General features: G+C 72.4%; 17 protein-coding genes and 1 tRNA gene. 8 read left to right on the top strand and 10 right to left on the bottom strand.

The features are described from left to right. Positions 1 to 132: 132 nt before the first annotated feature. The 9 genes from ACFYYH_RS27515 to ACFYYH_RS27475 form a co-directional block, all read right to left on the bottom strand. Positions 133 to 1,161 carry an MASE1 domain-containing protein gene (locus ACFYYH_RS27515; RefSeq protein ID WP_388556282.1) on the bottom strand — a complete coding sequence of 343 codons (1,029 nt, stop codon included), beginning with the start codon at positions 1,159 to 1,161 and terminating at the stop codon, positions 133 to 135. A 63-nt stretch (positions 1,162 to 1,224) separates the two neighbouring features. Next, positions 1,225 to 2,187 (bottom strand): PP2C family protein-serine/threonine phosphatase, encoded by a 963-nt coding sequence (locus tag ACFYYH_RS27510; protein WP_388556279.1) that lies wholly within the window; start codon positions 2,185 to 2,187, stop codon positions 1,225 to 1,227. A gap of 11 nt (positions 2,188 to 2,198) precedes the next feature. Then, the gene (locus tag ACFYYH_RS27505) at positions 2,199 to 3,170 is read right to left on the bottom strand and encodes an SDR family oxidoreductase (RefSeq protein WP_388556276.1); all 972 of its coding nucleotides are present in this window, start codon (positions 3,168 to 3,170) and stop codon (positions 2,199 to 2,201) included. A gap of 99 nt (positions 3,171 to 3,269) precedes the next feature. After that, positions 3,270 to 4,499: a beta-ketoacyl-[acyl-carrier-protein] synthase family protein gene (locus ACFYYH_RS27500; RefSeq protein WP_388556273.1), complete on the bottom strand. Its 1,230-nt coding sequence runs from the start codon at positions 4,497 to 4,499 to the stop codon at positions 3,270 to 3,272. Continuing rightward, positions 4,496 to 4,741, bottom strand: a complete 246-nt coding sequence (locus tag ACFYYH_RS27495) for an acyl carrier protein (protein ID WP_388556271.1) — start codon at positions 4,739 to 4,741, stop codon at positions 4,496 to 4,498. The genes ACFYYH_RS27500 and ACFYYH_RS27495 overlap by 4 nt, the downstream gene beginning before the upstream one ends. Positions 4,742 to 4,793: 52 nt before the next feature. Next, the gene (locus ACFYYH_RS27490; protein ID WP_388556506.1) at positions 4,794 to 6,845 is read right to left on the bottom strand and encodes an acyl-CoA dehydrogenase; all 2,052 of its coding nucleotides are present in this window, start codon (positions 6,843 to 6,845) and stop codon (positions 4,794 to 4,796) included. A gap of 168 nt (positions 6,846 to 7,013) precedes the next feature. Then, on the bottom strand, positions 7,014 to 8,279 hold the full coding sequence (locus ACFYYH_RS27485) for a beta-ketoacyl-[acyl-carrier-protein] synthase family protein (protein WP_388556268.1): 1,266 nt from the start codon (positions 8,277 to 8,279) through the stop codon (positions 7,014 to 7,016). Beyond that, positions 8,276 to 9,496 (bottom strand): beta-ketoacyl-ACP synthase 3, encoded by a 1,221-nt coding sequence (locus tag ACFYYH_RS27480; protein ID WP_388556503.1) that lies wholly within the window; start codon positions 9,494 to 9,496, stop codon positions 8,276 to 8,278. Before ACFYYH_RS27480 ends, ACFYYH_RS27485 begins: the two co-directional genes overlap by 4 nt. Before the next feature lie 155 nt (positions 9,497 to 9,651). Next, positions 9,652 to 11,937: a family 2 encapsulin nanocompartment cargo protein terpene cyclase gene (locus tag ACFYYH_RS27475; RefSeq protein ID WP_388556265.1), complete on the bottom strand. Its 2,286-nt coding sequence runs from the start codon at positions 11,935 to 11,937 to the stop codon at positions 9,652 to 9,654. A 223-nt stretch (positions 11,938 to 12,160) separates the two neighbouring features. Between ACFYYH_RS27475 and ACFYYH_RS27470 the strand changes: the two genes are divergently transcribed. The 4 genes from ACFYYH_RS27470 (at position 12,161) to ACFYYH_RS27455 (ending at position 15,824) form a co-directional block, all read left to right on the top strand. After that, positions 12,161 to 12,766, top strand: coding sequence for an HhH-GPD-type base excision DNA repair protein (locus ACFYYH_RS27470; protein ID WP_388556262.1), 606 nt, complete (start codon positions 12,161 to 12,163; stop codon positions 12,764 to 12,766). A 193-nt stretch (positions 12,767 to 12,959) separates the two neighbouring features. After that, positions 12,960 to 14,495 (top strand): M28 family metallopeptidase, encoded by a 1,536-nt coding sequence (locus ACFYYH_RS27465; RefSeq protein ID WP_388556501.1) that lies wholly within the window; start codon positions 12,960 to 12,962, stop codon positions 14,493 to 14,495. Between the two features lie 267 nt (positions 14,496 to 14,762). Then, entirely contained in the window at positions 14,763 to 15,065 is a 303-nt protein-coding gene (locus ACFYYH_RS27460) for a type II toxin-antitoxin system VapB family antitoxin (protein ID WP_041987019.1), read from the top strand. A 114-nt stretch (positions 15,066 to 15,179) separates the two neighbouring features. After that, positions 15,180 to 15,824, top strand: coding sequence for a LytR C-terminal domain-containing protein (locus tag ACFYYH_RS27455; protein WP_388556259.1), 645 nt, complete (start codon positions 15,180 to 15,182; stop codon positions 15,822 to 15,824). Between the two features lie 24 nt (positions 15,825 to 15,848). Here ACFYYH_RS27455 and upp read toward each other — a convergent pair whose 3' ends face one another. Next, entirely contained in the window at positions 15,849 to 16,487 is a 639-nt protein-coding gene (gene upp, locus ACFYYH_RS27450) for a uracil phosphoribosyltransferase (RefSeq protein ID WP_388556256.1), read from the bottom strand. A 172-nt stretch (positions 16,488 to 16,659) separates the two neighbouring features. Between upp and ACFYYH_RS27445 the strand changes: the two genes are divergently transcribed. The 4 genes from ACFYYH_RS27445 (at position 16,660) to ACFYYH_RS27430 (ending at position 18,437) form a co-directional block, all read left to right on the top strand. After that, the gene (locus ACFYYH_RS27445) at positions 16,660 to 16,962 is read left to right on the top strand and encodes a hypothetical protein (RefSeq protein WP_388556498.1); all 303 of its coding nucleotides are present in this window, start codon (positions 16,660 to 16,662) and stop codon (positions 16,960 to 16,962) included. Positions 16,963 to 17,175: 213 nt separating this feature from the next. Next, complete coding sequence (locus ACFYYH_RS27440; protein ID WP_388556253.1) at positions 17,176 to 17,712, top strand: hypothetical protein; 537 nt, start codon at positions 17,176 to 17,178, stop codon at positions 17,710 to 17,712. Positions 17,713 to 17,783: 71 nt separating this feature from the next. Continuing rightward, on the top strand, positions 17,784 to 18,212 hold the full coding sequence (gene tadA / locus ACFYYH_RS27435) for a tRNA adenosine(34) deaminase TadA (protein WP_388556495.1): 429 nt from the start codon (positions 17,784 to 17,786) through the stop codon (positions 18,210 to 18,212). Positions 18,213 to 18,349: 137 nt separating this feature from the next. Then, positions 18,350 to 18,437, top strand: a tRNA-Ser gene (locus ACFYYH_RS27430). The last annotated feature ends 112 nt before the right edge of the window (positions 18,438 to 18,549 follow it).

Here is an 18,549-nt window from a genome sequence, read left to right as displayed (position 1 = left end):
CTTCGTGGAGTTCTTCCTTCGCGGACTTCCCCGGGTTCCAGCGCTCCCGTCCCGTACTCCCGTCCCGTACTCCGGTCCCGTACTCCCGTCCCGGGCTTCCCCGGGCGGTGCGCGGCGCGCGAGCGGGCGCTCTCAGCCGCCGCCCGTCTCCTTGCCGCCCTCCTGGCGCGGCCGGTCTCCCTCGCGCGGCCCGTGTTCCCGCCGCCGACGGGCCACCGGCTCCCCCGGCGCGAGACGCGCCACCACCTCGGCCAGCGCGTCACAGGCCTGCTCGATCCTGAGCCGTACGTTCCGCTGCTCGGTGATGATCGCCGCCAGCAGCAGCGAGGTCAGCGCGGCGGACCCGTTCAACGCCTGAAGACTGACCATCCGCTCCACGAGGTTGTGGTGGGCGAACCCGCCGACGCGGTCGGTGGCCTCCGAGATCGCCATGACGGAGACGAACAGCACGTACGGCGCGCTCCCGGGCAGCTCGAACCGGAGAGCGGCCCAGATCAGCACCGGGAAGACAAGGAAGAGCAGCGTCAGCGAACTCGTGGTGGCCAGCGGGGTGATCACTCCGGCGGTGATCACCAGAGCCGTCGCCTCGGGCCACCGGTGAGTCGGTAGGGGCAGCCGGAGCCGGCGCAGCACCAGCAGCAGGGGCGTGACCACCAGCACCCCCATGGCATCGCCCGCCCACCACGCCGACCAGATGGCCCAGAACCCGTCCGCCGGCAGTTTGCCGCTGACGACCATCGCCGCCGCGCCGACCGAAGCGCTGATCAGCATCCCGCCGAGGGCCCCCAGGAACACCAGGGCCACCCCGTCCCGCAGCCGGTCCAGCTCGGGCCGGAACCCCACCCGCCGCAGCAGCAGACAGGCACAGACCGGGGCGAGGGTGTTCCCCGCGATGATCGCGACATCGGCGGGCAGGAACGGCCCCAGCGTGAGCACGCTGAAGAGGGTGCCCAGCGCGATCCCCGGCCAGACGCCGAGGCCGAGCAGGAGCAGCGCGGTCAGGGCGATACCGGTGGAGGGCCAGAGGGGGGTGACGGTCGCCCCTTCGATCCGCACCTGCTTCAGCAGACCGAGCTGTCCGCCCCCGTAGTAGACGACGGCGACGCCGAGGATCCGGAGAGCGGCCAGGGACAGTCGCCGGAGTTCCTCACCACGCGCCACACCAGCCATCAGACATCGCCTCGCGCCCGGGTCGGCCGAGACACGCACGGTCCGTCCCGCACGTCACCCGCCGCTCCTGTGCGCCGTGGCGCCGTCGAGCACCGGTGCGCGCGCGGCGACGGGCCGCGGCCCGGCCCCGGGCGGCGGTACGTCGGAGGGGACGGCCGTCCTGACGGCCCGGGGCGCGCTCCCCTCCGCCGGCACGTCGGGCGGCCCGTCGTGGCGCAGGACGAGTACGGCGGCGTCGTCCGAGTGGCCGGTCAGCTCGGCCACCCGCATCACCTCCGCCGCCAGTTCCCCGGGGTCGGCCCCGGCCCCGGCGGCCACCACCCGGGACACCTGGGCCATCCCCTCCTCGATCGGGAAGCAGGGGCCCTCGATCACCCCGTCCGTGAGCAGCACATACGCCCCCGCTCCCGTCAGCCTGCGGCGGGTCACGGGGTATCGCTCGCCCGCCACGATGCCCAGGGGGAGACCGCCCGCGTCCTCGGTGCACCCCGACCGGCCGTCGACCGTGCCCCACACCGAGGCGACATGGCCGGCGCGGGCGCTCCGGATCTCCCAGCGGACCGGGTCGAAGCGGAGGAACGTACAGGTCGCGAAGAGACCGGAGTCCACCGACAGCAGCAGATCGTTGGCCAGGCCCAGCGCCTCGCCGGGGTCGCGCGCGGTCGTGGCGACCGCCCGCAGTCCGATCCTGACCTGCCCCATGAACGCGGCCGCCTCGACATCGTGGCCCTGGACATCGCCGACGCAGAACGCGAGGGAGCCGTCGGAGAGCGCGAAGCCGTCATACCAGTCGCCGCCGATGTCCAGCCCGTCCCGGGAGGGCGCGTACCGGGCGGCGGTGCGCAGCCCCGGCACGGCGGGCAGCCGCGCGGGCAGCATGTCCCGCTGAAGGGCCTCGGCCAGCTCCACCCGGGCGTGCTGGAGCTCCGCCCCTTCCCGCGCCTGGGCGGTGAGCCGTCCAAGTGTGGTCAGCAGGTCCGTGGCGCTCGTCGAGCGCGGGGAACGACGCCGGCTCATGCACCGCCTCGCTACGAAGTATCCCGTTGTGGTTCATGCCGCTGCACAAACCCCTTATTCATCATATTTCCTGAGTGGGACTCGCGCCGGACAGCGGGTACGGTCCGCCCGGGACGGCTCGTGCTGTCCGCCGCCCCGCCCGCGCCCAGCAGTGTCGCGGGGGCGTCGGCGGCCCGTGGTTCCAGCACCGGCATGTGCCGGCGGGTGTGCCGGGCCACGACGGACGGAAGGGCGGTGCGCACGAGCCGGGCCGCCCGCAGCCACGGCTGCCCGTAGACATGGCGGGCCCGGCGTTCGACACCGGCCGCGAGCCGGTCCACCGCCGGGCCCAGCGGATAGGTGCGCCCGGCCGGCCAGGGCAGCCGGGAGCGCAGCTCGCGCAGCGCGGCCACCTGCTCGCCGCCCCTGACCATGTCGGTGTCGGTCCAGCTCAGATAGCCGACACCGATCCGTACGCCGTGGTGCGCGACCTCGGTCCGCAGGGTGTGGGCGAAGGCCTCCGCCCCGGCCTTGGAGGCGCAGTACGCCGTCATCATCGGCGCCGGGCCGAGGGCCGCGAGCGAGGCGATCTGGAGGTAGTAGCCGCGCGAGTCCAGCAGCGCCGGGAGGAAGGCGTGCGCGGTGTTGGCGCTGCCGAGGAGGTTGACCTCGATCACCCGCCGCCATACGTCGGGCTCGCGGTGGCGGAAGAGCCCGCCCGCCGCGACCCCGGCGTTGGCGACCACCACATCGACCGTGCCGAAACGTTCCTGGACGCTCCGTGCCGTACGGACCATGGCGTCCGCGTCGGTGACATCCGTGTGCCAGTGCGCCGCCTCGCCGGTCAACGACGCCGCGACACGGGCGAGTTCGGCCTCCTCCAGGCCGACGAGGGCCAGTCGCGCGCCGCGCGCGGAGAGGGTACGGGCGAGCTGCGCGCCGACACCGCGCGCGGCGCCGGTGACGACGGCGGTACGGCCGTGGAGCGGCGGGGGTCCGGGCATGGGTGAGCGTTCTCCAGTCGGGGTCGGCGGACCGTCCCCCGGCGCCGGGGGGACCGGTGGTGGGGGACGGCGTTCCGTGGGGCGGTACGGAGAGACGGGTCAGGCGCGCCGCAACGCCAGGACCGCGTTGTGACCGCCGAAGCCGAAGGAGTGGCTGACGGCCCGGTCGATCCGTCGGCGCCGCGGCTCCTTGGTGACACAGTCCAGGTCGAACTCGGCGGCCGGCGCGTCCAGATTGGCGATCGGCGGGATCACGCCGTGCTGGAGCGTCAGTACGGTCAGTCCCGCCTCGATCGCGCCGGCCGCGCCCATGCAGTGCCCGAGCACCCCCTTGGGGGCCGTGACCGAGGGCCGGTGCGGGAAGACCCGGCTGATCAGCGCGGCCTCGGTGGCGTCGTTGAGCGGGGTCGACGTGCCGTGGGCGTTGACGTGCTCGACCTCACCGGCGTCCCAGCCCGCGTCCCGCAGCGCGGCCTCGACGGCTCGCTGGGCGACGGCCCCGGAGGGATGCGGGCTCGTGGGGTGATGGGCGTCGGTGGTGGCCCCGGCGCCCGCCAGCAGCGCCCGTGGCCGCGCGCCGCGCGCCCGTGCGTCCCGCTCACGCTCCAGCACCATGATCGCGGCGCCCTCCCCCATGACCAGCCCGGCGCGGTCCGCCGCGAAGGGCCGGCACAGCAGGGCCGGATCGACGCCGGGACCCGCGAGCGCGGCCACCCCCGAGCGGGCGAACCCGGTCATGGCGAGCGAGCAGATCATCGCCTCGGTGGCGCCCGCCACCGCGATGTCGCACTGCCCCGCCGCCAGCAGATCACGCGCCACGGACAGTGCCGTCACCCCGGAGGAACAGGCCGTGCACGGCGCCATGCTGGGCCCGGTGGCGTGCATTCTGACGGCGATCTCGGCCGCCGGCATATTGGGGATCGTGAGCAGGACGCCCGCGGGCGAGATGGCCTCGGGGCCGCGCCGGTCGAGCGCCACGGCCTGTTCCGCCACGCTCGCGGAGCCCCCACTGCTGGTCCCGACCACGACGGCGACGCGGGTCCCGTCCCAGGACTCCGGGTCGAGCCCGGCGTCGGCGACCGCCTCGCGCGCGGCGATCAGCGCGAGCTTCACATATCTGCCCATGCGGAAGGCCGTGCGTCCGCCGACCGCCGCGGCGAGATCGATGCCGTCGACCGTACAGGCGAAGTCGACCGCGCAGCCGCGCAGTTCCGGGAGCGTACGGGCGGGCGAGACCCCGGCGCACACCCCGTTCCAGGTGGACTCGGTGTCGTTCCCGGCCGGGGTGATCATGCCCAGTCCGGTGACAGCGACGGCGGGTCCGGTCATCGGCCGACGCTCACGGCCGCATCGTCCAGGAACGCGGTGATCTCGGCCAGGGTGGCGCCCTTGAGGAGGGTGTCCGAGTCGGTCTCGATACCCAGCGTCTCCTTGATGATCACGGCGAACTCGGCGACGGCGAGAGAGTCCATCTCCAGGCTGTCCATGGTGGCCCCGGGGACGATCTCGGCGGCGGGCACCTTGAAGGTCTCGGTGAGTACCTCGTTGATCCGCGGGTGGATCTCGCTCATGGCATGTCCTTGCGTTGTTGGTGGATGGGATCGGTCGTGGGGGTCGGTGGATTCAAACGGGGACGGAGTGCCACGCGGCTTCCGCGTCGTCGTACGCGTCGAGGTAACCGGCCCCGGCGATGGGCCAGTCGGCGAGCATCTCCTCGGGCAGGGCGAAGGCCTCGACCAGGGTGGGCGCGTGAGGGGCCAGCTCGGCGATGAGCCGTTCGACGGCCTCCGGCAGCCCGTCGACATGCCGTGGCGCCAGCCGGCCCGCGACCAGCAGCTCGCCGCTGTTGCGGTCGATCCACCGCAGCGCGAACAGCCGGTGCAGCGAACGCAGCAGGTCGTACGCGGCGGTACCGGGCGCCAGCTCGTCCACCGCCGCCGCGAAGGCCTCGGCGGCGCGGCGGTGGGCATGGGCCTCCACGGCCCGCAGCGCGGCACCCGAGGCGGTGTTCCAGCGCGTCAGCGAATCGCCGCGCGGGGTCCTGCTCATACGGCGGCGGGCACGGGCCAGCCACAGTTCCTCGACACCCGCGAGCAGGGCGCCCAGGAAGCGGGGGTCGGAGAGTTCGCGGTCGGCCACCGGGCCGTCCTCACCGGCGCCGCCCGGCTGTTCCCCACCCAGGCCGCCCGGCCGTTCCTCGCCAGCGCCGCCCGGCCGTTCCTCACCACCGCCGTCCCGGACACCGCCGGGGCCGTTCCCGTTCCCGTTCCCGTCGCGGCCGCCGACGCGACCGTGGGGCGCCGAGCCGTCCGGCCCCGGCGTCCCGGCCGAGAACAGCATCTCGGCCGCGGCCTTCGCGTAGATCGCGAGGTTGTCGCCCTCCGCCGTGATGGCGCCCTCGGCCCCGGCCATCAGCTCGGCCAGGCCGTTGCTCTCCAACAGCCCCTGCGCCCCGCACCGTTCGCGGCACTCCAGGATCACCGCCCGTGCCTGCCAGGTGATCCAGCCCTTGGCGACGGCCACCGTCCGCTCCGTCTCCCCCTTGTTCTCCTCGGTGTGCGCCACCCACGCGTCGAGGGCCGCGCGGTGCAGCAGGCTCATCGCGTAGACCGTGGCCAGGGCCTCGACCAGCGGGCCGTGGTGGCTGCGGTGGGCGAACACCGGCACCCGCTCCACCGCCCTGGACCCCGAGATCAGCCGGTTGCCGCCGTAGCGGACGGCGAGCGCCAGGGCGACCCGCGCGCCGCCGAGGGCGCCCGCGCTCATCGAGAGCTTGCCCGTGGTGACCCGGCCGATCGAGGTCAGGAAGCGCCGGCGGCGGTTGCTCTGCTCGCTGGTGAAGACGCCGTCCGCGCCGAGCCTGCCCTGAGCGCCGCCCAGCAGCGCGTCCCGTGCCACGAAGACCTGGTCGAACGAGGTCAGGGAGTGGTCGACCGGGCTGCCGAGAAGGGGCGGCAGGGCGCGCACCCGTACCCCAGGAAGGGCAGACCCGCCGTCGGTCAGCGGGACCAGGAACAGAAAGACACCGTGGTCGGCGCCGTCCACGAGCAGCCGGGCCGCCACCACACCGGACTTGGGGCCGCCGACCGTGCTGGTGTTGGGCATGAACTTCTGCGCCCCGGCGTGCGGCGTGTGCAGGACGAAGCCGTCCCTGGCGCGGTCGTACGTCGCCGTCGTCTCCAGGGCCGCCGCGTCATTGCCGTGGGCCAGCTCCGTACAGAGGAAGGTGCCCACCCTCCGCAGGGCCAGGAAGTCCCCGAGATCCCGGTCCGGCCCCGGCGCGGGCCCCGGCTCCCGGCCGTCGGCGCCGGCCGGGGTGGCGTGGTCGAGCAGACTGCCGAGAAAGAGGTTGTAGTGGATGCCGGCCACGGTCGTGAGACAGGAGTCGACCGGGCCGAGCCATTCGTACAGGGCCGCCAGCCGGCGCGGGTCGGACGCCAGCGCGAGCGGGCTGTCGAGCGAGTCGTTGACGGTGCGCAGCCGCGCGTACGCCAGCGCGACCCGCTCGCGGGGCGAGGCGTCGGCCGGGCGGCGGAACGGTTCCGCCGCCACCAGCCGTCGCCATGGTCCGTGCACGCGGGAGAACTCCTCTCCGAAGAGCACACGCGTCAGCGGGGCCGCCGTCGTGCCGGCCGCCGCGGTGTCCGTGATGTCGGTGGAGCCCGCCGGGTCCACGGGGCCCGTGGACTCCACACCGTCATGGTCGATCAGTACGCTCACGCGAAAAGAACGATCAAGGAGTGGCGAAGAAACGACTCTTCCCCACCGCGAACCTCAAAACATTCATTCGAAAGGCCCCCCTGGCGCTCCTTTCCGGCCCTCGCGTGGACGCCCTTCCGGCCCTTACGCACGGCGGAACGCCAGCGCCACGTTGTGCCCGCCGAACCCGAAGGAGTGGCTGATCGCGGTCTCCACCCACTGGCGCCGGCACTCCTTGGTCACACAGTCGAGATCGAACTCCACGGCGGGCGCGGCCAGATTGGCGACCGGCGGAATCACGCCGTGTTCGAGTGTCAGCACCGTCGCCACCGCCTCGATCGCCCCGGCGGCCCCCAGCGTGTGCCCCACCACTCCCTTGGGCGCGGTGACCGGCGGCCGGTGCGGATAGACCCGCTCGATCAGCGTGGCCTCCATGGCGTCGTTGAGCTGGGTGGAGGTGCCGTGCGCGTTGACGTGCTGGACGTCGTGCGCGCTCCAGTCCGCGTCCCGCAGCGCCGCCTCCACCGCCGTCTGCGCGCCCCTGCCCCGCGGTTCCGGCGCCGTGGGGTGGTACGCGTCCGTGCTGGCGCCCGCCCCGGCCAGCAGCGCGCGCGGCGCCCGGCCCCGGGCCCGCGCGTCCGCCTCCCGCTCCAGTACGACCATGGCGGCGCCCTCGCCGAGGACGAACCCGTCCCGGTCCGCGGCGAACGGCCGGGAGGCCCGCGCCGGCTCGTCCGTACGGGTCGACAGCGCGCCCATCCGCGCGAACGCCGTCACCACCAGCGGGGTCAGCACGGACTCGGCGCCCCCGGCCACCACCACGTCGCACTCGCCGCCGGCCAGCAGATCGCGTCCCAGCGCAATCGCCGTGGCACCCGAGGCACAGGCGGTCACCGGTGCCAGGCTCGGGCCCTGCGCCCTGAGCGCGATGGCGACCTCCCCGGCGGCCGCGTTCGGGATCATCATCGGCACCAGCAGCGGGGAGACCGACTGCGGTCCCTGTTCGCGCAGTTTCAGCGCGCCGTCGACCAGCACGGAGACCCCGCCGACACCCACCCCGAGCACCACGCCCACCCGGCCGCTCTCCCAGCCCGCGGGGTCGAGTCCGGCGTCCGTCACCGCCTGTCTGGCGGCGATCAGCGCCAGCTTCACGAACCGCGCCATCCGCCACACCGAGCGCCCGCCCACCGCGGCGTCCACGTCCAGGCCGTCGACCGCACAGGCGAAGTCGACCGGCACGTCCGCCAGTTCCTGCCGCCGGGTGGCGACGGAGAGTCCCGCGCAGAGGCCCGCCCAGAAGGCCCGTTCGTCGCCGCCGGCCGGGGTCACCACCCCCAGTCCGGTCACCGCGACCGCACCGCCGCCCCGTCCGGGCTCCCGGCCGAGGACCGTCCCGGTCCGCTGCGTCATGATTCGTTCCTTCCGTCGTGGGCCGCGGCCCGTGGAGTACCGGGCCAGCGGAGCGCCGCCGTCCCCCAGGTGAGACCGCCGCCGAAGGCGGTGAGCAGCACACGGTCACCCGCGCGGAGGCGGCCCCTGGCCTGCGCGTCGGCCAGGGCCAGCGGGATGGTGGCCGCGCCCGTGTTGCCCACCCGGTCGAGATGTATGGCGCAGCGGTCCGTGCCGATGCCCAGCCGCTCGGCCACCGACCGCAGGATCCGGCCGTTGGCCTGGTGCGGTACGAAGTGGTCGACCTGGGCCGCGTCCCAGCCCACCGTGGTCAGCAGGGAACGGCAGGACGCGGTCATCCGCTCGACCGCGTGCTGGTAGACGGCCCGGCCCCGCATCCGGAAGAACTCGTCCCCCTCGGCGGGCGGCCGGCCGGTGGAACGGGCCCGTGACCCGCCTCCGGCCACGGTGATCAGGTCGTATCCCGCGCCGTCACTGCCGAGGTCGAAGGCGAGCAGCTCGCCCGGGGCGCCCGCCCTCCCCGCGCCGATGAGCGCGGCTCCCGCGCCGTCGCCGAAGACCACGCCCGACGCCCGGTCCCGCGGGTCGAGCCAGGTCGAGTACACATCGGCGCCGACCAGCAGCACCCGGTCGTACATCCCGGACACCACCAGGCCCCGGCAGACCGCGAGGCCGTAGACGAAGCCGCTGCACACCGCGCCGATGTCGAACGCGGGCACCGGGCCGAGGCCCAGCCGCGCGGCCAGCGCGGGCGCCGTGCCGGGGCAGAGGTGGTCGGGCGTGGCCGTGGCCAGCACCACGGCGTCCACCGCCCCGGCGGTGACCGGCCCGCCCGGCCCGCCCGGCCCGCCCGGCGCGCCGGCCGCCGGGCCGGTTCCGAAGGCGATCCCCGCCCCGGCCTCCGGCCCCGGACCGGCCTCCGGCCCCGGACCAGTCCCCGGACCCGTCTCCGGAGCGGTCCCCGAGCGCTTCTCCGGAGCGGTCCCCGGCCCGGACTCCGCCGCCGGTCCCGTCGCGGCGGCCGGCCCCGGGCCGCCGAGCAGCCGCCGGGCCGCCTCATAGGCGAGATCGCCCGTCGACACCCCCGGGCCCGCCCGGTGCCGGCTCGCGATACCGGTGCGCGCCCGCACCCACGCGTCGTCCACCCCCCAGGAGGCGGGCAGCTCCTCATTGGGGACCGGCTCCCCGGGGACCCATCCGGCGACCCCCTCCAGCACCGCCGTCCGCACCCGCGGGGCCTCCCGGGGCTCCCGGGCGCGCCTCGCCCGCCGCTCCGCGCGCCCGTACAGTGCGTATCCGCTCGCCACCCACGGCCCCGATCCGGTAGACACTCACATTGACCGGATGCCAAACGCCGTGGCCCACAAGCGAGTTACTGCACCATATGGGGGACCAGTCGCACAGATTCCCAGCCGGGCAGGGAAATCCGCGCCGCCGAGGTGCCCCTTCCATTCGGCACGGGCGGGATCCAGCGGGTGATACCGGCCCGGTCGTGGAGGAGGTCCGACTCCTTGTAGCGATGGCAGTCCCGATGCCATACGAGAATGCCCGAGAGCCAGTTCTCCAGCTCCTTCACATAACCGTCGAGTACCCGCCGCGCGTCGTCGTCGAGACCGAAGTCGTCATACAGCACGGGCAGTTCATGGGCGACGACATGCTGGAACTGACTCATCCGCGACTTCATCAAATCGTCCACGACGGCGAGAGCGGTCGGATAGTCGCAGCCGAAGAAGTTCTGCACGACGAGGACACCGTTGTGGATCTCCCCCTCGAACTCGATCTCCTTCTGGTACGAGAACACGTCGTTCAGCAGACAGGCGTAATCCTGCGCCGCGTTCTCCAGGGACCTCATCGGCCCCGTCCGGTAGATCTCCGGCGGCACCACCCGGCCGTGGCTGAGCCGGGACAGACTCATCGTCATGTTCGAACCGAAGGTCTGCCGCCGCATCTCCAGATAGTCGACGGGATCGGGGATACGGTGCTGCACCTGGTTGAGCAGCTCCCAGAGCCAGCTCGCGATCATTTCCTCGACCGCGGCACGGAAGACGCGCCGCGCCTCCGGCTCCATCGGGCCGGCCGTACGGGCCCAGAGATCCGCCAGCCCCCGCTCCAGCCCGGTCGCGGGCACCGGTGTCGCGTCGGTCTCCACCGGCATGAAGAGCAGGAGCCGCTCGTTGCAGGCCTTGGCGCCCGCCACATCACGGGTGTTCCCGTAGACCACCGGGTAGTAGTCGTCGCCGTACGTCCCCCAGGTCAGCCAGTCCGAGGTCAGATCGAGGGCCTCGGGCGTGGCGTCCGGATGGATACCGGCGGCGCAGAGCGGCAGGTCGATACGGCGCAGCCGCTCCTCGTCCCAGACGTCGGAGCCCGGGATGCCGGGCTGCGCCCTCAGGATGCCCATCCGGTGGGACCACTCGACGACATGCTCCCGTGAGTGGTCGAGATGGGGGCTCAGGGAGGCCTCGAACGGCATGTGGAACTCGGGCAGCCTGGAAGGACCGACCTTCTGGAACAGCAGATGGCTGTGGCGGCGCACCCGCGCGGGGGCGCCGACGCCCATCGCCTTCACGATGTCCGCCGCGGCCGTGCCGAGACCGACCGGGGTCATCGGGAACGACGCGCCGGAGGACGGGACACCACCGGGCCGCGCGTCGTCCGGGCCGCCGCCTCCGCCGTTCATATAGCGGCTGGAGCGCATGTGCCACTCATGGCCGCCCGACTGCCAGTCCTGGAGCCCCTTCACATAGGCCAGGGTGTCCGCGCAGAGCCGCGGCGCCAGGCCCTTCTCGGCGAAGAGCGGCCCCAGCTCGGTCAGCGCGGTGTGCTCGAACTGCTGGACCCGCGAGGTGAGCAGGTCGTTGACGGCGTCCGCCGCCTCCTGGGTCGTACAGCCGAGGAAGGTCTCCAGGACGAGCACGCCGTTGCTCAGCTCGCCCTCCTCCTCGATCTCCCGCTGGTACGAGAAGAGGTCGTTGCGCAGATGGACCCCGTCGGAGAACGTGTCCTTGAGGACCCGCAGCGGACGGGAGCCGGCGATCTCCGCGGGGACCTCGGCGCCCGCCGCGTACTCGACGAGCCCCGCCGACCACGGCGCTCCGCCGACCTTGCGGCGCATCTCGATGTACTCGACGGGGTTGGCGATCCGCTCCGCGTTGATGTTCGCGAGCTCCCAGTCGGACTCGTTGAGCAGGTTCTCGGTGCTCTCCGCGAACCGCCGGCGCCATCCCATGGACATGCTGGGGACCGTACGGGCCCACAGATCGGCCAGACCCGCCTCGACCGGATTGGTCGGCTCGGGGAACCCGTCGGAGAGATCCATCGGCATGAAGGCGGCCAGCCGCTCCAGATACGCCTTGCCGCCCTCCCGGTCCTGAGGGCGTTTGTAGACCTCCAGGAAATGGTCGTCGAAGAAGAAGACCCACACATACCAGTCGGTGACCAGGGAAAGCGCCGGACCGTCACAGTCCGGATGGGTGTACGAACAGAGCAGGGCGTAGTCGTGGGAATCGAGGTCGTGCTCCTCCCAGATCCCCGACCCCTCCAGCATCCCCATGTCCCTGGCCCATTTCCTGGAGTGCTCCCTGGCCTCCTCCAGGTGGGGATTGAGTCGGGCCGGATAGGCCATATAGAAATCCGGCAGTTCAAAGGGCTGTGTCACGGGCGAGCGGCCTTTCCCGAAGGTTCCGGAATATGTCCCTGCACCGGAATGAACCGGTCAGGAATGCCGACACCCCCCGTACCGCCCCCCTGCCGTGTCACCCGGTCGGCCCAGATCTACCCGTCCTCCCGTTGCGCCATCCGCCCCGTTAATTAGTCGTATGAACACACTGATAGTGCGCGGTGTACGTGCGTGAGGCAGGGACCCGGGTGATCATCGAGGAATGAGCACCACAATCCGGCTCGCACAACAGCCCGAGGCCGACGAGCTGCTCGGCCGCAGCCCGCTGGCCGCGCTGGTCGGCATGCTGCTGGACCAGCAGGTCCCCATGGAGTGGGCGTTCTCCGGCCCGTACACCATCGCCGTCCGCATGGGCGGCGACGATCTCGACGCGCGCCAGATCGCCGCGTACGACCCCGAGGCCTTCGTGGCCCTGCTCTCGGCGAAGCCCGCCGTCCACCGCTACCCGGGGTCCATGGCCAGACGCGTACAGCAGCTCTGCCAGTACCTGGTCGAGCACTACGACGGCGACGCCGCCGCGATCTGGCGTGATGTCGCCACCGGCACGGAGGTGCGGGAGCGGCTCAACGCGCTGCCCGGCTTCGGGACGCAGAAGTCCCAGATCTTCCTGGCCCTGCTGGGCAAGCGGCTCGGCGTACGGCCCGAGGGCTGGCGGGAGGCCGCGGGCGCGTACGGCGAGGAGGGGTCCTACCGCTCGGCGGCCGACATCACCGGACCCGAGTCCCTGGCCAGGGTCAGGGCCTTCAAACAGGAGACCAAGCGGGCGGCGAAAGCGGCGAAGAAGGCCGCGCCGCCCGGTGAGAACTGAGCCGCGGACCGCGCGTCCGGGCCCCGGCCGGGCCGCCGCCAGCGCGCGGCCGCACCGCGGCCGAACCGCCCCGGTGCGGTGTGACCTGCGACACGCCTGTTCACAGGGGCCCCGCCGCTCGCTAGCTTTCCCTCACGTCCGCACAACCGTTCATGCCGGAAGGACACTTGTGAAGGCAACTCCCCGCACGCTCATGGCCGTTGCGGCCGCCGGTGCGCTCGCCGCGCCGCTCCTGCTGACCGCCTCACCCGCGGTCGCACGAGGCCACCACGACCAGGGCAAGGAGGCGGCGAAACTCTCCCGGAAACTGGTGCGCGAGGCCTCCGCCCAGGACGCCTACAAGCACCTCAGGGCGTTCCAGGCCATCGCCGACCGCTCCGACGGCAACAGAGCCGCCGGCACGCCCGGCCACGAGGCCTCGGCCGCCTATGTGCACGACCAGCTCAAGAGGGCCGGCTACCGGGTCTCGTACGACACGTTCGACATCACCTATATCGAAACGCTCGCCGAGAAGCTCTCGGTCACCGCACCGGCGCCCCGCGATGTCGCCGTGGTGGCCATGTCGTACACCAGGTCCACGCCCGAGGGCGGCACCCGGGCCGCGCTCGCCGTGGTCCCGGTCGACGCGACCACGGGCTGCGAGCCCGCCGACTACGCCGCCGGGTCCTTCACGGGCAGGATCGCGCTGATCGAGCGCGGCGGCTGCGACTTCGCCACGAAGCAGCGGGAGGCGGCGGCGGCCGGCGCGCTCGCCGCGGTCGTCTACAACAACACCGAGGGCTCGCTCAACGGCACGCTCGGCGGCCCCGACGCCGGGGTGATCCCCACCGGGGGCATCACCCAGGCCGAGGGCAGGGCGCTCGTCGCGGACGCCGCGAAGGGCCCGGTGACGGTCTCCCTGGAACTCCGTCAGCTCCAGGAGGAGCGCACCACCCGCAATGTGATCGCCGAGACCAGGGGCGGCGACGCGGACCGTACGGTCATGCTCGGCGCCCACCTCGACTCGGTCACCGAGGGCGCCGGCATCAACGACAACGGCTCGGGCTCCGCCGGACTGCTGGAGGTGGCGCTCGACCTCGCCAAAACCCATGACCGGCCCACGAACAAGGTGCGCTTCGCGTGGTGGTCGGCGGAGGAGCTGGGCCTGCTCGGCGCCGAGTCCTATGTCGCCCGCCGCACCCCGGAACAGCTCGCGGACATCGCGCTGTATCTGAACTTCGACATGATCGGCTCGCCGAACGCCGCCCAGTTCGTCTACGACGGCGACGACTCGGACGCCACGGGAGCGGGAGCGGGCCCCCAGGGCTCCGCCCAGTTGGAGAAGGGCATCACCGACTTCCTCGACCGCCGGGGCCTCCCGCACGAGGGCACGGACTTCGACGGCCGCTCCGACTACGGCCCCTTCATGGCGGTGGGCATCGCCTCCGGCGGCACCTTCACCGGCGCCGAGGGGATCAAGAGCGAGGCCCAGGCCAGGAAGTACGGCGGCGAGGCCGGTGTCGCGTTCGACAAGTGCTACCACTCCGCCTGCGACAACCTCTCCAACATCGACAGGAAGGCCTTCGACACCAACATCGATGTCATCGCCAACGCGGTAGGCACCTACGCGCACGATCTGCGCTCCCTCTCCACCCCGGCCGGGAAGCAGTCCGCCCCGGCGCGCGGCAAGGCCGAGAGCGCCCCCGCCGAGCCCCGCACCCACACGCGCGGCCACGCGCCCACGGCGTGACACGGCACTGAACGGCGGCCCGGCACTCCCACGCCGTGGACGCGGCGTCCTCGCGCCCACGGCGTGCGCTTCCGGAAACGGGAGCGCACCGCCCGTACCGGCCGGTCAGCCGCGCCCGGGACGGCCGGGCCGGGCCGTCCCGGGCCGCCGGGCCCGGCGGACGAAATGGTTCCGGTCACGCTTTGCTCCCGCTGTGACGCGGAATGACGCGTTTGTGCCCCTGCGCCATGGCTACGCCCGGAGCCGGTCGCCCGGTAGGCTTTCCGTGTGATCTTCAAGCGCATCGGTAACGGGCGGCCGTATCCCGACCACGGCCGGGAAAGCACCCGGCAGTGGGCGGATGTCGCGCCGCGCCCGGTCCGCCTCGATCAGCTCGTGACCACCAAGGGCCAACTGGACCTGGAGACACTGCTCGCCGAGGACTCCACCTTCTACGGAGACCTGTTCGCGCATGTCGTGAAGTGGCAGGGCGATCTCTATCTGGAGGACGGACTGCACCGCGCGGTCCGGGCCGCGCTCCAGCAGCGCCAGGTGCTGCACGCGCGCGTGCTGGAGCTGGATCGGGGCTGACGGCGGGTCCGTACGGGTGAGGGCTGCGCCTTTCGGGCCCTTTCGCACCCCGGTCAGCTCAACCCATTGATCATTTAGTAGGACCTGGCCATCGGCGCGCACTACGCTGCGCTCATGAGCATGCTCACTCCCCCTGGTCTGGGTGGTAAGTACCGCATCACGGGTGACAAGTACCCGAGAATGCGCCGTCCCCGGTACCGCAGCAGGCTGGCCCTCGCGGGCACCTCCGCCGTCGTCGCCCTCGGCCTGGCCGGTTGGGGGACCATGCAGCTCATCGATGTCTTCTCCGGCAACGGCGGCGGGAAGCTCGCCGTCGCCAGCCGGAAGGCCGGCTGCAAACCCTCCTCCGAGCGGATCATGACGCTCCCGAAACCCGGCCAGATCACGGTCAACGTCTACAACGCGACGCCGCGCGGCGGTCTGGCCAAGACCACGGCCGACGAGCTGAAGAAGCGCGGATTCCGCATCGGCAAGGTGGGCAACGCCCCGGCCCAGTACGACAAGAAGGTCCCGGGCGCCGGGATACTGCTGGGCTCCCCGGCCGCCGCGAACACGACGCTCAGCGTGCTCGGCACCCAGTTGAAGGACGCCGAGCAGAGGACCGACGCCCGCGAGACGGCGGACGTCGATCTGCTCATCGGCTCGGCCTTCAAGGAGCTGAACGTGCAGAAGGACGCCGAGCAGGCGCTGGCCACCCTGGCCGACGCGACGGCGAAGGACTCCTGCGGAAACCGCCTCCCGCCCTCCGAGAAACACTGACCCGGCGGGTTCTTTCCCGGGCCTCTAGAAAGACGCCGTCCCGTACAGGCGGTCGCCCGCGTCGCCGAGGCCCGGGACGATGTAGCCGTTCTCGTTCAGCCGCTCGTCGACCGCCGCGGTGACGACCGTCACCGGCGCGCCCGCGAGTTCCCGTTCCATCACCTCGACGCCCTCCGGCGCCGCGAGCAGCACCACGGCGGTCACATCGTCCGCGCCGCGCTTGATCAGCTCACGGATCGCCGCCACCAGCGTGCCGCCGGTCGCCAGCATCGGGTCCAGGACATACACCTGGCGGCCCGAGAGGTCCTCGGGCATCCGGCTCGCGTAGGTGGACGCCTGGAGCGTCTCCTCGTCACGGATCATCCCGAGGAAGCCCACCTCGGCGGAGGGCAGCAGCCGCACCATTCCGTCGAGCATGCCCAGGCCGGCCCGGAGGATCGGCACCACGAGCGGGCGGGGGTAGGAGAGCTTCACCCCGGTCGTGGCCGTCACCGGGGTCTCGATGTCGACCTGCTCGGTCCTGACGTCCCGGGTGGCCTCGTACGCGAGCAGGGTGACCAGCTCGTCGGCGAGCCGCCGGAAGGTCGCTGAGTCGGTGCGCCGATCGCGCAGCGTGGTGAGTTTGTGCGCCACCAGCGGGTGGTCGACGACATGTATCCGCATGGCGAACACAGTAACCGGGGGCCAAGGCCGTACGCGCTGCCACCACGGCGGGGGCATCAACGCCCGCCGACGAGGGAAGGTGAAGCAGAAGACCAAGCCCTGGGGTGGGGAGGCTTCGATGCCGGACCGGGATCAGCGGGGGCAGGGACGGGAACGGGCACAGGACGAGGAGATACCCGAACGGAGGCAGGGACCGGAACGGAATCGGGAGCGGGAGCACCACCCCGTCGGCCCAGCGGAGGACCCCGTCGGCCCAGCCGGGGGCTCCGCCCGCCGCGCCGACGACCCCGCGGGACCCACCGATGACTCCGCCCGGCCCGAGCCGGACGAGGACGCCTCGGAGCGCCGTCGGCGGCGCGCCCAGTTCCTGCGGGAGCTGAACGAGGCCAAGGCCCTGCGGGAGCGCGTGAAGCCCCGCCGGGCCCGCGCAGCACGGATGCGTCAGCAGATGCGGATGCGCACCTTCCGCTGGTAGCCACGCCGGTCCGCGGGACGGATGTGGGCGCGGCGCGCGGGCGCGATGTGCGGGCCGCGTGCAGGGGGCCGAACAGGGTCCTAATAAAATGGCCTGACGACGCAACGGTGGAAGACCTCTCGCGAAGCGCTCGTTTCTGCCACGATTCCGAGTAGGCGGGGCAGAGCAGCGCACCGCCGGATCGTCACACCTCTGACCAGTGGGAGAGTCACGGTGTACTTCGCCGCACTGCTCGCGCGCACCGAAGACGGGTGGGAAGCGAGCGATACAGAGCTCGACGATGTGGAGACCCTGTCGGATCTGACCGACTTGGCCCGCGAAGCCTCGGTGGACGAGGACACGGTGCTCGTCTTCATCGAACAGGAGGACGCCTGGTTCGGCATCCTCCGCGTGGAGGGCGAGGAAGACCCTCGCATCTATGTCTCCGACGCGGCCGCGGCCGCACGCTCCTCGTACGGGGAGATCCTCATTGATGAACTGCTCGGCAGGGATGAAGAAGACCCCGCCGCCGACCTGGACACGCTGGACCTCGACGGTACGGAGGACGGCGAGCCGGACGAGAACGACGAGGAGGATGAGGACAGCCCCGTGATCGACGGGGAGACCGTGCCGACGGGAGCCGTCGGCGACCGCGAGATTCTCAGCGACCTCGGACTGTCCGAGGCCGATCTGCTGGCGCTCGACACCGATGCGATGGCCGAGATCGCGGAGGCTCTGGGAGCCGCCGAGGTACTGGAGACCGTCCGCTAGTGATCGGGTACGGTCCGGTGTCCGAGCCGGACCCGGTGCGCGATCCCGTACGCGACCCGTGGCGGGCGTCCATGCGCCTCGCCCTGGACGAGGCGGCACGGGCGGCACGCTCCGGCGATGTGCCGGTGGGCGCTGTCGTGCTGTCCCCGAACGGTACGGTGCTCGCCGCCGGCCACAACGAACGCGAGGCGACCGGCGACCCGACCGGCCATGCGGAGATCCTGGCGATCCGCAGGGCGGCCGGGAAGGTCGGTGCCTGGCGGCTGACCGGCTGCACGCTGGTGGTGACCCTGGAGCCGTGCACGATGTGCGCGGGAGCGCTCGTCCTGTCCCGGGTGGACCGGGTGGTGTTCGGCGCGCGCGACGAGAAGGCCGGCGCGGTCGGTTCGCTCTGGGACGTCGTACGGGACAGACGGCTCAACCACCGGCCCGAGGTGATCCAGGGAGTGCTCGCCGACGAGTGCTCCGCCCTGCTGACGGCGTTCTTCCGCGAGCGCTGACCCGACGACCGGTCCGACCGGCTCCCGGCGCGTTCCACTCACCGCCGGCCGCCCCGACTCCCCTCCCCGGACTCTCCGACCGCCGTACCGCGATACCGATTTCAGACCACGGCCCACCTTGGGCTAAGCTCTCTCCCGGTAGCGTGTCCGAGCGGCCGAAGGAGCTCGCCTCGAAAGCGAGTGTGGGGAAACTCACCGAGGGTTCAAATCCCTCCGCTACCGCCACAGAGAACCGCCCCTGACCTGCGAAACAGGTCAGGGGCGGTTCTCTGTTGTCCCCGTGTCCTCACGAACGCCCGCACGAACGCCCCCACGGCTCACCTCCTGCGGGTCCGGC

This window comes from Streptomyces sp. NPDC002018, from assembly GCF_042890865.1.
Lineage (GTDB): Bacteria > Actinomycetota > Actinomycetes > Streptomycetales > Streptomycetaceae > Streptomyces.
Note: the sequence above shows the minus strand (reverse complement) of the source record. Positions and strands in the feature narration are given on the sequence as shown.